General features: G+C 72.4%; 9 protein-coding genes and 1 riboswitch. Of the genes, 3 read left to right on the top strand and 6 right to left on the bottom strand.

The window, feature by feature from the left end; genetic code table 11:
* Positions 1-100: 100 nt before the first annotated feature.
* The 3 genes from AB0J66_RS17535 to AB0J66_RS17525 all read right to left on the bottom strand — a co-directional run bounded on the left by AB0J66_RS17535 (position 101) and on the right by AB0J66_RS17525 (position 3,523).
* A complete protein-coding gene (locus tag AB0J66_RS17535) occupies positions 101-1,594 on the bottom strand; it encodes a precorrin-2 C(20)-methyltransferase (protein ID WP_364661151.1) in 1,494 nt (497 codons plus the stop codon).
* A gap of 97 nt (positions 1,595-1,691) precedes the next feature.
* Positions 1,692-2,312, bottom strand: coding sequence for a precorrin-8X methylmutase (locus AB0J66_RS17530; protein ID WP_364661223.1), 621 nt, complete (start codon positions 2,310-2,312; stop codon positions 1,692-1,694).
* On the bottom strand, positions 2,309-3,523 hold the full coding sequence (locus AB0J66_RS17525; protein WP_364661148.1) for a precorrin-3B synthase: 1,215 nt from the start codon (positions 3,521-3,523) through the stop codon (positions 2,309-2,311). The genes AB0J66_RS17530 and AB0J66_RS17525 overlap by 4 nt, the downstream gene beginning before the upstream one ends.
* A 129-nt stretch (positions 3,524-3,652) precedes the next feature.
* Positions 3,653-3,726, top strand: a riboswitch (cobalamin riboswitch).
* A 52-nt stretch (positions 3,727-3,778) separates the two neighbouring features.
* Between AB0J66_RS17525 and cobN the strand changes: the two genes are divergently transcribed.
* Positions 3,779-7,363 (top strand): cobaltochelatase subunit CobN, encoded by a 3,585-nt coding sequence (gene cobN / locus AB0J66_RS17520; protein WP_364661145.1) that lies wholly within the window; start codon positions 3,779-3,781, stop codon positions 7,361-7,363.
* On the opposite strand, the gene cobF is transcribed toward cobN, so the two are convergent.
* Positions 7,360-8,109: a precorrin-6A synthase (deacetylating) gene (gene cobF, locus AB0J66_RS17515; RefSeq protein WP_364661143.1), complete on the bottom strand. Its 750-nt coding sequence runs from the start codon at positions 8,107-8,109 to the stop codon at positions 7,360-7,362. The two genes, cobN and cobF, sit on opposite strands and share 4 nt — an antisense overlap.
* 65 nt (positions 8,110-8,174) lie before the next feature.
* On the opposite strand from cobF, the gene AB0J66_RS17510 reads away from it, so the two are divergent.
* Both AB0J66_RS17510 and AB0J66_RS17505 read left to right on the top strand, forming a co-directional pair.
* Complete coding sequence (locus AB0J66_RS17510; RefSeq protein WP_364661140.1) at positions 8,175-8,567, top strand: hypothetical protein; 393 nt, start codon at positions 8,175-8,177, stop codon at positions 8,565-8,567.
* A complete protein-coding gene (locus AB0J66_RS17505; protein WP_364661138.1) occupies positions 8,564-9,973 on the top strand; it encodes a caspase family protein in 1,410 nt (469 codons plus the stop codon). Before AB0J66_RS17510 ends, AB0J66_RS17505 begins: the two co-directional genes overlap by 4 nt.
* Here AB0J66_RS17505 and AB0J66_RS17500 read toward each other — a convergent pair.
* On the bottom strand, positions 9,970-11,202 hold the full coding sequence (locus tag AB0J66_RS17500) for a hypothetical protein (protein WP_364661136.1): 1,233 nt from the start codon (positions 11,200-11,202) through the stop codon (positions 9,970-9,972). The two genes, AB0J66_RS17505 and AB0J66_RS17500, sit on opposite strands and share 4 nt — an antisense overlap.
* Positions 11,189-13,909 (bottom strand): bifunctional diguanylate cyclase/phosphodiesterase, encoded by a 2,721-nt coding sequence (locus AB0J66_RS17495; protein WP_364661134.1) that lies wholly within the window; start codon positions 13,907-13,909, stop codon positions 11,189-11,191. The genes AB0J66_RS17500 and AB0J66_RS17495 overlap by 14 nt, the downstream gene beginning before the upstream one ends.
* Positions 13,910-13,983: the final 74 nt, after the last annotated feature.

The raw sequence follows: 13,983 nt of genomic DNA, 5'->3' as shown, positions 1-13,983 counted from the left end.
GTGTCGCAGATTGCTGATTGCATCGAGGTTGCTCCCCGTTGCATCCCGGGTGTTAGGGCTCTGACCTGCGGTTTTGCCGTTTATCGAACGGCTTGAAAAGTCAGACCGGGTAGTGCCGGGGCGTGTAGACGACCGTTTCGCCGTCGGCGCGGGCCACCGCCCGGGTCTGCGACGACCCGATGATCAGAAGGCAGCGCATGTCGACCGTGGCCGGGTCGAGCTCGCCCAGCGTGGTCACCCGCACCGACTCGTCCGGGCCGCCCACGTCCCGGCCGACCACCACCGGCGTCTCCGGAGCGCGGTGCTCCAGCAGCACCTCACGGGCCCGCACCAGCTGCTCCCGGCGGGTCTTGGAAGCCGGGTTGTAGATCGCGATGACCAGGTCGGCCGCGGCCGCGCCGGCCAGCCTCTTCTCGATGACCGACCACGGCTTGAGCCGGTCGGAGAGCGACAGGACGCAGAAGTCGTGCCCGAGCGGGGCGCCGGCCCGGCTCGCCACGGCCTGGGCCGCGGTCAGCCCGGGCACGATCCGGACCGGGACGTCCTTCCACTGCGGATCCTCGGCCACCTCGAGCACGGCGGCGGCCATCGCGAACACCCCCGGGTCACCGGAGGAGACGACCGTGACGCGGCGGCCGCGCTTGGCCAGATCGAGGGCGAAGGCGGCCCGCTCGGCCTCGACCTGGTTGTCGGACGGGTGCAGGCGCTGGTGCGAGCCCTTGGTGACCCGCTTCAGATAGGTCACGTAGCCGATCAGGTCGTCGGCCTCGTTGAGCGCGGCCCGGGCCTCCGGGGTCAGCCAGCGCGGGTCGCCGGGACCCAGCCCGACCACGGTGACCTGCCCGGATTTCTGCTTCTCGCCCTCGACGAACGCGGTGGCGGCCGGGCTCGGCAGCAAGGCCAGCGAGAAGTACGGAACCGTCTCCGGATCCACGTCGGCTACCTTGGCCGAGCGCTCGCGGTCGGTGGTGGCGCGCTCGACATACCAGGCATCGTCCAGGCGGCCCGCCTTGTCCAGGGCCTCCCGCACGCCGTCGAAGGTGCGGCCCAGCTTCATCACGGCGGCCGACTCGGCGCCCTCCAGCCGGGCGGCCAGCTCGGCCGGGGGCAGCGTGCCGGGCAGCACGGTGAGGGACTCGTCGCGCTCCATCAACGGGCGGCCGAGCACGGCGCTCGCGGCGCTCACCGAGGTCACGCCGGGAACGACCTCGGTCTCGTACCGGTGGGCCAGCCGCTTGTGCATGTGCATGTAGGAGCCGTAGAAGAAAGGGTCGCCCTCGGCCAGCACGACCACCGTGCGGCCGGCCTCCAGGTGGGCGGCCAGGCGGGCGGCGGCCTCGGCGTAGAACTCGTCGATCGCGCCCTGGTAGCCGCCCGGATGGTCGGTGCCCTCGGTGGTCACCGGGTAGATCAGCGGCTCCTCGATCTGCTCCGCGCGCAGCAGGCCGGCCGCGATGGCCCGGGCGTTGCTGCGGCCGTGCCGGGCGGCGTGGTACGCGACCACGTCGGCCTGGCCGATCAGGCGCGCGGCCTTCACCGTGATCAGATCGGGGTCACCCGGTCCGACGCCGACACCGTAAAGCCGCCCTGCCATGGTCACTCCGCTTCCTTCTGCTCGGCCTTTCCGGCCTTTGCTTGCGGCCGTTGCCGGACCGCCGATTGCTCTTGCCGCTTGTTGCTCAGGCCGGTTGTCACTCGGCTTCCTGGGCCAGCGCGTTGATCGCGGCGGCCGTCATAGCGCTGCCGCCCCGGCGGCCGCGGACGATCAGATACTCCAGATCGGACTCGGCCAGCGCGTCCTTGGACTCGGCGGCCCCGATGAAGCCGACCGGAATGCCCAGCACAGCCGCGGGCCGCGGAGCCCCGTCAGCGATCATCTCCAGCAGCCGGAACAGGGCGGTCGGGGCGTTGCCGATCGCCACCACCGAACCCTCGAGCCGGTCCAGCCACAGGTCCAGCGCGGCGGCGCTGCGGGTGGTGCCCAGCTTGCCGGCCAGTGCCGGCACGGACGGATCGCGCAGGGTGCAGATCACGTCGTTGTTCGCGGGCAGGCGCTTGCGGGTGACCCCGGACGCCACCATCTGGGCGTCGCACAGAATCGGCGCGCCATCCAGCAGTGCCTTGCGAGCGGCCGAGGCCACCTGCGGGCTGTACGCGATGTCGCGCACCAGATCGACCATCCCGCAGGCGTGGATCATCCGCACCGCCACCTTGGCCACGTCATCCGGAAAACCACCGAGATCGGCCTCGGCCCGGATCGTGGCGAACGAGCGCCGGTAGATCTCCGCGCCGTCGCGCTCGTACTCCATCAGATCCTCCTCGCCGATGCGATCGCATCGAACGTCTCGTCCGACGGCTGCCTGGTCACGACGTAGCCGTCGGGGGTGGCTTCGACGCGCACATGCGGGACCGACGGGCTGCCGCAGCCGCGGGCGCAGCCGATCCAATGCACAGGGAGGCCCTCGGTGAACTCGGTGGTCGCGGCGGCGTCGGCGCGCACGTCGGCCAGGGCCTTGGCGCAGCCGGGGCGGCCGGCGCAGGCGGTGACGCCGGTCCAGCGGGAGTCGGCGGTGGTGGGTAGTCCGGCCTCGTTCAGGCGGCGCTGCCAGCGGCGGGCGGCCTCGGGGGTCAGGTCGGGCACGACGACGCCGCGCTCGGGGGTGACGACCAGGCGGCGGGCGGTCGTGAGCAACTGCAACGCCTCGCCGCCGAGCATGCCCAGCGGCACGAGAGCGCTGACCGCGACGAGACCGTCGGGCTGCTTGAGCACGCCGATCTCCGTTGTCGCGGGGGGACCGGTCACGGGGCGCGGCGGGCCGGGGGCGCCGAGGCGGGCGGCGACGCGGGCCGGGCCGTCGGGCATCTCGTGCAGGCGCCACGAGGTCACGTCGGGGCGTTCGTCGAGGAACGCGCGGGCGGCGGCCAGAAGCGTCTCGACCACCGCGCTTGCGGGGACGCGCAGGCCGGCGTCGTGCCCGGCGAAGAGGATGGCGAAGATGCCACCGCCGGCGGGCGTGGGCGAGCCGGGGGGTGTGGCGGCTGGGCCGGACGTGGTGGCCCGGCCCGGGCTGGGGCCGGCTGGGTCGGCGGTGGGGATGGCGGCCAGGTCGGCGGTGAGCGGGACGTGGCCGAGGGCGAAGAGGAAGCGGCCGGGCAGGGCGGCCAGGGCCGGGTCGGCGCACAGGCCGCGGTCGAGGTCGGTCACCAGAGCGCGCAGGGTGGCGTCGGCCAAGGGTGGGGCGGCGATGTTGCGTACCGTCTCGTGGGTTTCCGAGGGCAGCAAGCCGGCGGCCGCGAGATGGGTCGCGAGGGCCGTCGGGTCGTGGTCGGTCAGGCCTCTGAGCTGGACGTTTGCGCGGGAGGTGAGCTCCACCGGGCCGATCTCGGCCAGGGCGGCCAGCTGGGGGCCGGTGAGCATGCCGCCGGGGAGGCGGACGCGGGCCAGGGGGCCGTCGGCTGCGTGGTGCAGGCGTAGGGCGCCGGGGCAGGCGTCGACCTGGGTCTGGCGGATCGGGGGAGGCACGGCCCGGATACTACGTTCGCCCACCGACATGTCCGCATCCTCGGGTCGGGATCGTCACACCGGAGGGCCCGCCTTGACGCCGGGGCGGGGCGGCGGGAAGGGTGGGAGGTCACGAGCGGCGACGCCGCGGAGGAAGCCGGTGTGAGTCCGGCGCGGTCCCGCCACTGTCACCGGGTCTTCACCGGCCCGGGAGCCAGGAACTCCGGTCGCCGTGGATTCCTACGACCCGGGGCGCGGACCCCGAGGGGAGCGCGCGTGTTCCTGTTGCTGTCGACCTCCGACACCGACCTGCTCAGTGCCCGGGCCAGCGGCTCGGCCTGGCGGCTGGCCAACCCGGCCCGCACCGGCGTGGACGATCTTCCGGCGCTGCTCGACGGGGTCGAGCTGGTGGTGGTACGCATCCTCGGCGGCCGCCGTGCCTGGGAGGAGGGGCTCGATGCCCTGCTCGCCGGGCCGGTTCCGGTGGTGGTGCTCGGCGGGGAGCAGGCGCCCGACGCCGACCTGATGAAGCTGTCGACCGTGCCGGCCGGGGTGGCCGCGGAGGCGCACGCCTACCTCGCGCAGGGCGGGCCGGACAACCTGGCCTCGGTGCACGACTTCCTCTCCGACACGGTCCTTCTGACCGGTCATGGGTTCGCTCCGGCCCAGGCCGCGCCCGATTGGGGCCACCTGCCGTACGAGTCGTCGGCCACCGGCCCGACCGTCGCGATCCTGTACTACCGGGCCCACCACATGGCCGGGAACACGGCGTTCGTGGAGGCGCTCGGCCGGGCGGTCGAGGCCAAGGGCGGGCGTCCGCTGCCCCTGTTCACCTCGTCGTTGCGTACGGCCCCGGAAGAGCTCTTGACCGAGCTCCGCAAGGCGGACGCGCTGGTCGTGACCGTGCTCGCCGCGGGTGGCACCAAGCCCGCCACCGTCGGCGCCGGCGGGGACGACGAGGCATGGGACGTGGGCGTGCTGGCCGACCTGGACGTGCCCATCCTGCAGGGGTTGTGCCTGACCAGCAGCCGGGCCGCGTGGGAGGCCAGCGACGACGGGCTGTCCCCGCTGGACGCGGCCACCCAGGTCGCCATCCCCGAGTTCGACGGCCGGATCATCACGGTGCCGTTCTCGTTCAAGGAGATCGACCCGGACGGGCTGTCGGTCTACGTGGCCGACCCCGAGCGGGCGCTGCGGGTGGCCGGCATCGCGGTGGCGCACGCCCGGCTCCGGCACGTGCCGCCGGCCGAGCGGCGCATCGTGCTGATGCTCTCGGCCTACCCGACCAAGCACTCGCGCATCGGCAACGCGGTCGGCCTGGACACCCCGGCCTCGACCGTGGCCCTGCTCGCCGCCATGCGTGACCAGGGCTATCGGATCGGCCACTTCGACCAGTACGACGGCGACGGGCTGATCCACACCCTGATCGCGGCGGGCGGGCAGGACCCCGACTGGCTCACCGAGGAGCAGCTCAGCGGCAATCCGGTGCGCATCCAGGGTTCCGCCTATGCCGCTTGGTTCTCGTCGCTTCCGGCCGAGTTGCGGGAATCGGTGGAGCAGCACTGGGGGCCGCCGCCGGGTGAGCTCTACGTGGACAACGGCGACATCGTGCTGGCCGCCCTGCGCGACGAGAACGTCGTGGTCATGGTGCAGCCGCCGCGCGGGTTCGGGGCCAACCCGGTCGCCATCTACCACGACCCCGACCTGCCGCCGTCGCATCACTACCTGGCCGCCTACCGGTGGCTGGCCGACGACTTCGGCGCCCACGCCGTGGTCCACGTGGGCAAGCACGGCAACCTGGAGTGGCTGCCGGGCAAGAACGTGGGCATGTCCGCCTCGGACGGCACCGACGCCGCCCTGGGCGACCTGCCGCTGATCTACCCGTTCCTGGTCAACGACCCCGGCGAGGGCACCCAGGCCAAGCGCCGGGCCCACGCCACCCTGGTCGACCACCTGATCCCGCCGATGGCCCGGGCCGAGTCGTACGGGGACATCGCGCGCCTGGAGCAGCTCCTCGACGAGCACGCGACGATCGCCACCCTCGACCCGGCCAAGCTGCCGGCCATCCGGGCCCAGATCTGGACGCTGATCCAGGCGGCCCGGATGGACCACGACCTGGGGCTCTCCAACCGGCCCGAGGACGAGGAGTTCGACGAGTTCATCCTGCACATCGACGGGTGGCTGTGCGAGGTCAAGGACGTCCAGATCCGCGACGGCCTGCACATCCTGGGCGCCGCGCCGGTGGGGGAGGCCCGGGTCAACCTGGTGCTGGCCATGCTCCGCGCGCGGCAGATGTGGGCCGGGCAGGTGGCGGCGCTTCCGGGGTTGCGCGAGGCGCTGGGGTTGCCCGACGGCGCGTCGACCGCTGAGACCGATCGCGTCGAGGCTGTGGCGCATGCCCTGGTCACCGCGATGGAGGGGGCCGGCTGGCCGACCGACGCGGAGGCGATCGCCGGCATCACCGCAGCCCACCTCTCCGACATTTCGGAAATATCCGAAGTGGGGAGCTTCGTCGACGTGGGCCGGGTGCGGGACGTGCTGGCGTTCGCGGCCACCGAGGTGGTGCCGCGGCTCGACCGGACGACCGATGAGCTGGGCAATCTGCTGCACGCGCTCGACGGGGGCTACGTGCCGGCCGGGCCGAGCGGGTCGCCGCTGCGTGGGCTGATCAACGTGCTGCCGACCGGGCGGAACTTCTACTCGGTCGACCCCAAGGCGATCCCGAGCGCGCTCGCCTGGGAGACCGGTCAGGCCATGGCCGAGTCGTTGTTGCAGCGCTACCGGGCCGACTACGGCGAGTGGCCGCGCTCGGTCGGGCTCTCCGCCTGGGGCACCAGCGCCATGCGTACCGCCGGGGACGACATCGCCGAGATCCTCGCCCTGATCGGCTGTCGCCCGGTCTGGGACCAGGCCTCGCGCCGGGTCACCGGCCTGGAGCCGATCACGCGGGAGGAGCTGGGCCGGCCCCGGGTGGACGTCACCGTGCGCATCTCCGGTTTCTTCCGCGACGCGTTCCCGCACGTGGTGGCGATGCTCGACGACGCCTTCACGATGATCGCCGAGCTGGACGAGCCGGAGAACTACGTCCGCGAGCACGCCCTGGCCGACCACGAGCAGCACAGCGACTGGCGCCGGGCCACCACCCGGATCTTCGGGTCGCGCCCCGGAGCGTACGGCGCCGGGATCCTGCCTTTGATCGACAGCCGCAACTGGCGCGATGACAAGGACCTGGCCGAGGTGTACGCGGTCTGGGGCGGTTTCGCGTACGGGCGTGGCCTGGACGGCGTGCCGGCCCGGCCGGACATGGAGAACGCGTACAAGCGGATCGACATCGCGGCCAAGAACATCGACACCCGCGAGCACGACATCGCCGACTCCGACGACTACTTCCAGTACCACGGCGGCATGATCGCCACGGTGCGGGCGCTGACCGGGAAGGCCCCGGCCGCGTACATCGGTGACTCGACCAACCCGGACGCGACCCGGACCCGCAGCCTGACCGAGGAGACCGCCCGGATCTTCCGGGCCCGCGTGGTCAACCCGCGGTGGATCGCCGCCATGCGGCGGCACGGCTACAAGGGAGCGTTCGAGCTCGCGGCCACCGTCGACTACCTCTTCGGCTACGACGCCACGGCCGGGGTGGTCACCGACTGGATGTACGAGCAACTGGCCGCGACCTACGTGCTCGACGAGGAGAACCAGAAGTTCTTCCAGCAGTCGAACCCGTGGGCGCTGCACGGCATCACCGAGCGCCTGCTGGAGGCGGCCGACCGCAACCTGTGGGAGTCGCCCTCGCCCGAGACGCTGAGCGCCCTGCAGGAGCTTTACCTCGAGACCGAGGGCGACCTCGAGGACGCTTAGTCGTCCTTCTTCAGGATGTACGTGTCCATGATCCAGCCGTGCTGGTCGCGGGCTTCCTGACGGGTCTTCACGATCTCGTCGGCGACGTCCGCGACCCGGCCCGAGCGCAGGATCTCGTCCTCCGTGCTCACGTAGGCGCCCCAGTAGATCCGCGCGTCCGGGTGGGCGGTGAAGGCCTGCTGGGCGTCGAGCATCACGACCACGTCGTCCACGCCCTCGGGCCAGCCCTCGGCCAGCCGGCGCCCGGTGGTGACCTGGAACGGGCGGCCGACCCGGTTCAGCGGCACGCGGTGCTTGGCCGCGAGCGCGGAGACGCTGCTGATGCCGGGGATCACCTCCCACTCGAACTCCACATTGCCGCGGGCCAGCACCTCCTCGACGATGGCGATCGACGAGTCGTACAGCCCGGGGTCGCCCCAGACCAGCATCGCGCCCTGCTGGTCGTCCTTCAGGTGCTCGAGGATCAGCTCCTCGACGACCAGCGCGCGGCGGCTGCGCCAGTCGGCGATCGTGCCCTCGTAGTCGCTGGGCGTGCGGTCGCGGTCGGGGTCGCGGCCCTCGACCATCTTGCGGCTCGGCTTCGAGTAGGCGCGGATGATCCGCTCCCGCAGGTCGACCAGGCTCTGCTTCGCCTCACCCTTGTCGAGCAGGAAGAAGACGTCCGTACGCCCGATGGCCTTGGCCGCTTGCAGGGTGAGGTGGTCCGGGTCGCCGGCGCCGATCCCGATCAGACAGATTTTGCGCACCGCCCAAGTCTGCCGTAGCCGCGTGGGGGATACGCCTCGCGGGGGTCCGGGTGCATGTTGGTCTGATGGAGGACTTGCGGCTCTATCTGGGTGAGGACGGCGCGGACGCGGAACGGCTGGACCGGCTGACCGGCCAGGTCCGCGATCAGTTGCGGCAGCTCGACGTGGACGACGTCGCGCGGCTGGCCGCGGACGAGGTGCCGCCGGACGGCGCCCGCGCGATCGACGTCGAGACGGTCGGCGCGCTGTTGGTCATGCTGGGCAACTCGGCCTCGGCCTTGAACGAGGTGGTCGGTGTGATCCGCGGCTGGCTGGGCCGGGGCGACGGCACCCGCCGGACCGTGCGGCTGGAACTCGGCGGCGACGTGCTGGAGCTGTCCGAGGCCAGCGAGGCCGACCAGAAGCGGCTCATAGATCACTTCTTGAGCGAGCACAGGGTGAGCAGGCACGGGACATGACCCGCAAGGCCCTGATCGTCGCCAACGACACGTACGAGCACGAGGGTTTCCGCCGTTTGCTCGCCCCCGCGGCCGACGCCTCCGCGCTGGCCGAGGTGCTGGGCGACGAGAACATCGGCGACTTCGCGGTGGACGTGGTGAGCAACGAGCCGGCCCACGTCATCCAGGAGCGGATAGAGGACCTGTTCGCCGACAGCCGCCCCGACGACGTGCTGCTGCTGCACTTCTCCTGCCACGGCCTGAAGGGCGAGTCGGGCGAGCTGTTCTTCGCCACCACCAACACCCGCCCCAACCGGCTCGGCTCGACCGCGGTCTCGGCCGACTTCGTCCAGCGCTGCATGCGCGCCAGCCGCTCCCGCAGCATCGTGCTGCTGCTCGACTGCTGCTACGGCGGCGCCTTCAGCCGCGGCGTCCGGGTCCGCGCGGCCGGCGACGTCGACGTGCTCGACAACTTCCCCGGCGGCAGCCGCGGCCGGGCCGTCATCACCGCCTCCAGCGCCATGGAGTACGCCTTCGAGGGCGACCGGCTGGCCGACAACCACAGCCGCCCCTCGATCTTCACCTCGGCCCTGGTCGAGGGTCTGGCCACCGGCGAGGCCGACCGCGACCAGGACGGCTGGGTCTCGCTCAACGAGCTCTACGACTACGTCTTCGACCGGGTCCGCGAGCGCAACCCGCACCAGACCCCGAGCCGCGACATCGAGATGCAGGGCGAGCTGTACGTGGCCCGCAGCCGCCGCCCCATCCCGGAGGTGCGCCCGGCCGCGGCCGCCCCGCCCGCGGCGGAGCCCGCTCCCCGCCGCCGCCTTTACGTGGCCGCCGGCGCTGTGCTCCTCGCCATTGCCGTCGCCGTCGGCGCCTTGCTGTTGAACCGCTCCGGCGACCCGGAATCGGCGAACGCCCAGGACGGCCCGCTGCCCCCGGACAACTTCGAGGCGGCGGCCCCCTGGCGGCTGCTGATCCGCGACAACATCCAGGGCACCGACGTCGGCTGCACCATCAGCATGATCCACAACGACAGCGGCCAGCCCCTCCCGCTGCCCACCGGCATCTACTCCCCGATGCTGTTCCAGGTCCAGCGCGACGGCACCTTCAACTGGTCGGCCAGCGACCCGGGATGCCTGGCCACCCTGCAGTCCGGCGCGAGCCACGTCACCCTCCCGTTCGTGCAGACCACCCTGGGCGACACCGACGCCTTCCCGGTCTCCGGCCCGGTCGCCATCGAGGTGATCGATTTCAAGGGCAACCAGTCCTGCGACTTCACCCTGCGCGACGCCACCACCGGCCAGCAGCTCGACACCGGCACCGTCCCGAAAGGCGGCGGCCCCCTGACCCTCCGCCCGGGCAACAGCACCGAGGTCTACCTCTGGAACCAGTACTGCACAGCCCGCATGACCGCCGGCTAGTGGGCGAAGCGGCGGAACAGGCGGGGGGCGGTGGTCAGGCCGGCCCAGATGATGAGGGAGATGATGCCCAGGGCGAGGGCGCTCGTGCTGGCGGCCAGGCCGATGGCGGGGGCGGCGATCATCATGGGCAAAGCGCGTACGGCGACGGCGCCGCCCAGGGCGCGGACCGAGGCGCTGTAGGCCAGGTCGCGGGTGAGGGTGCCGGGGGTGGCCTCGGCGGCGACGCGGGCGTCCATGTCGCCTTCGAAGGCGGTGGTGGCCAGGCCGGCCGAGAACTGGGCGAAGAGCACGAACGGGGGCCAGACGGGGGCCAGGATCCAGCCCACCAGCATGCCGAGGCCCCACAGGGACCAGCGCAGCACGGCCGGCAGGCCGAGGCGTTCGACCCACCCGACGGCGCTGTCGGCGAGCAGGGTGCCGATGCAGAAGGCGATCGCGGCGCCGGCGACCCAGCCGCTTCCGAACAGTTCCTCGGTGACCGGGACGGCGAGCAGGGACGGGCCGGCTGCGAGGAGCATGACGGCGCCGCCGGCGAGCATGAGGCGGGGCATGGGCAGGCGCCAGCCGGGGCGGGCGTGCCGGCCCCGGTTCGGGGAGCGGGGGAAGACCGAGCCGGCGGGGACGATCCGGGCCCGGCGGGCGACGATCACGACCGGGAGCAGGGTGCCCAGGAAGACCACGAAGATCGCGTGCAGGAGCCAGCCGGTCGGGTGGCCGGGGAGCAGGGCGGCCAGGGCGGTGCCGCCCGCCTCGACGCCGACGATGCAGATGACGAAGCGGGTCATCGTGCGGGGCGACGCGTCGACCGCGGTCACCTCGGCCCGCAGCCCGGCGTACCCGGCCCAGGCGGCCGTGTGCATGATCAGGATGAAGACGGCGACCAGCCAGGCCGGGAAGCCGGCCACGACGCCGTACAGGACCAGGAAGCGCATCGGCAGTTCGACCGAGGCGGCGGTACGCAACAGGGTCCGGCCGTTCAGCCGGCTCGACATCCAGCCGGCGGCCGGGGCCGAGAGCACGGTGCCGACGAGCATGGCCGCGTTGTAGAGGGCGGCCTCGCCCAGCCCGCCCCGGGCGGTGCCCATGAGCACGACGAAGGTCCAGCCCAGGGCCATGCCGAACGAGTCGACGACACCGGTGACGAGCAGCTCGCGCAGCCGCCCGGCCCGGCGCAGGCCGCCGGGGCCGGTGGCGCGGTGCGTGCCCCGGTGGCGGTCAGCCAGTAACACGGGCGCCCTGGACGAACAGCTGACCGGCCTCGTCGGCCGGGACCGGGCGGGAGAAGTAGTAGCCCTGGGCGAAGTGGCAGCCCATCTCGCGCAGCGCCTCGAGCTGGACGAACTCCTCGATGCCCTCGGCCACGGTGTCCATGCCGAGGCTCTTGCCGAGCTGCACGATGGTGTCGGCCAGCGCGGTGTCGTCGGTCAGGGCGCCGAGGCGCTCCACGAACGAGCGGTCGATCTTCAGCGTGTCGACCGGGAAGCGCCGCAGGTAGGCCAGCGACGAGTAGCCGGTGCCGAAGTCGTCGATGGCCAGGGTGACGCCCAGCGCCTTGAGGCGTACGAGCTGCTCGAGGTTGTCGTCGGTGTCGGTCATCAGCACGCTCTCGGTCATCTCGAGGCAGAGCTGGTCGGCCGGCATGCCGGTCTCGGCCAGGATCGCGGCCACCACCTCGACCAGGTCGATCCGGTCGAACTGGCGGACCGAGACGTTGACCGCCATCTTCACCGGGCGGCCGCCCTCGCGGGACCATTCGACGGCCTGGCGGCACGCCTCGCGCAGCACCCACCGGCCCAGCGGCACGATCAGGCCGGTCGCCTCGGCGATCGGGATGAACTCGGCCGGCGGGATGAGCCCGCGGGTCGGGTGCGCCCAGCGGGCCAGCGCCTCGAAGCCGATCACCTCGCCGGTGGCCAGGTTGATCGTCGGCTGGTAGTGCAGGTGCAGCTGGTGACGTTCCAGGGCCAGGCGCAGGTCGGCCTCGAGCTCGAGGCGGGCCACCAGGCCCGAGAGCATTTCCGGGTCGTACGAGGCGTAGCCGCTCCCGCCGGCCGACTTGGCCTTGTACATGGCCAGGTCGGCGTTGCGCATGAGCTGCTCGGCACCGTCGGTGTCGCCGTCGCCGAGCATGCCGGCCGCGGCCAGGCCGATGCTGGCCTGCACGTGGATGTCGCGGGTCTCGCTGCCGAACGGGGTGTCGAGGGCGCCGATGATCCGCCGGGCGACCTGCTCGGCCTCGTCCGCGTCGCCGCCGGGGGCGGTCGAGATCAGCACGGCGAACTCGTCCCCGCCGAAGCGGGCCACGATGTCGCTGTCCCGGACCGAGGCCCGGAGCCGGTCGGCCACCTGGACCAGGAGCTGATCACCGGCCAGGTGCCCGAGGCTGTCGTTGACCTCCTTGAACCCGTCGAGGTCGAGGAAGAGGACCGTCACCTCGCCGCCGTCGGCCCGGGTCCGCAGCGCCTCGCCGACCCGCTCGCGGAACAGCGCGCGGTTGGCCAGCTGGGTCAGCGCGTCGTGGTACGCCTCGTGCACGAGCTGGTCCTGCAGCTCCTTGCGCTCGCTGATGTCGCGGGTGTTGAGCACGAGCCCGGCCACGCTGGGGTCGCTGAGCAGGTTCGTGATGGTCATCTCGGCCTGACGGAGCCGGCCGTCGCGGTGCCGCACGACGAGCTCGAGCACCGTGGTCGCGTACGGCCGGCCCGCGACCTGGCGCAGGGCCTGAGCCAGCCGCAGACCCGACTCGGGGTCGAGCATCTTGGTGAGCCGCCGCCCGGTGAAGACCCGGGCCGGGTAGCCGAAGACCCGCTGCACCGACTCGCTCTGGTAGAGCACGTCGGCCTCGGGGCTGACCACGGTCACCACGTCCGAGCTGTGCTGCACGAGGGCGTGGAAGCGCTGCTCGCTGGCGAACAGGTCGGCCGTGCGGTCGGCCACGCGGGCCTCGAGGGTGCGGGTGAGGTTGCGGTTCTCCCGCAGCGTGAGCAGCTGGCGCCCGACGATCAGCAGGATCAGCGCCGACCTCGTGTAGGCCACGAAGAGGTTGCTGTGCCCCGTCTTGGCGTACCAGACGACCGAGGTCAGAAGGGCGGCCAGGACGGCGACGTACGGAAGCAGGATGCCGACCGGCGGCCCGTTGCCGTCCGCCTCGTCGTCGCGGGCCGGCGGCACCGGCTTGGCCGCGGCGAGCAGGATCAGCAGGAAGCCGGCGAACCACCCGATGTCGGTCGGCCCGCCGCCGCTGTAGCGGTCGACCAGGTTGAGGTAGGCGTAGGCGATGTCGGAGACGGCGAACGCCGCGATGCCGGCTCCGACCAGCGCGAGCTGGACGAACGTACGGCCGCGCCGGCGCTGCTGGGCCAGCATGTAGAGCACTATCGTGATCGTCACGACGTCGCCCAGCGGGTAGGCCAGGCTGATGTAGAGCGCGAGCCCGCTGCTCTCGCCGTTCGCCAGCAGCGGGGCCACCACGAAGATCCAGGCGATCAGCACCAGCGAGGCGGCCACCATCAGGCCGTCGATGACGCTGCGGACCCGGTTGGCCACGCCCTGGGCCCGGCTCGGCAGCACCAGCAGGCCGATCGGGGTCAGCAGGGTCATGCCGAGGTAGCCGATGTCGCCGGTCGACGGGAACGGCTGCACCTCGCCCCGGGCCATCTCCAGGTACGACCACACACCCTCGCCGAGGCCCCAGCTGAGCACGCCGAGCCCGATGAGCGCCCAGCCGGCCCGCATCCGCCCGGTGAACGAGCGGGCCCGGGCCAGGCAGGCCACGGCGGCCAGCAGGGCCCCGCCGCACAGCGCGACGTTGGAGACGTCGTTGGCGACGCCGGCGCCGACGAGGCCCACGCCGACGATCACCGCGAAGACGGCGACGAGCGCGCCGGTCAGCGCACACGCCAACTGCCAGCGGCGTGTTTCGGTGCTGCCTGCCATCTGATCTCCGCCTCGTCCGGGTCGGGGGGGTTCCTACCGGTGATCGGGACGGGGGCGCGTGGCTTGAAGGTTTC

It is taken from the genome of Actinoplanes sp. NPDC049598 (assembly GCF_040675435.1).
Taxonomy (GTDB): domain Bacteria; phylum Actinomycetota; class Actinomycetes; order Mycobacteriales; family Micromonosporaceae; genus Actinoplanes.
The sequence above is the reverse complement of the archived record's forward strand: the minus strand, read 5'-3'. Positions and strand labels throughout refer to the sequence as shown.

What these genes read in the sequence shown, in the direction of transcription:
- AB0J66_RS17535 (WP_364661151.1), bottom strand. Translation starts at nt 1,594, where the DNA reads ATGGCAGGGCGGCTTTACGGTGTCGGCGTCGGACCGGGTGACCCCGAT.
- AB0J66_RS17510 (WP_364661140.1), top strand. Translation starts at nt 8,175, where the DNA reads ATGGAGGACTTGCGGCTCTATCTGGGTGAGGACGGCGCGGACGCGGAA.
- AB0J66_RS17505 (WP_364661138.1), top strand. Translation starts at nt 8,564, where the DNA reads ATGACCCGCAAGGCCCTGATCGTCGCCAACGACACGTACGAGCACGAG.
- AB0J66_RS17495 (WP_364661134.1), bottom strand. Translation starts at nt 13,909, where the DNA reads ATGGCAGGCAGCACCGAAACACGCCGCTGGCAGTTGGCGTGTGCGCTG.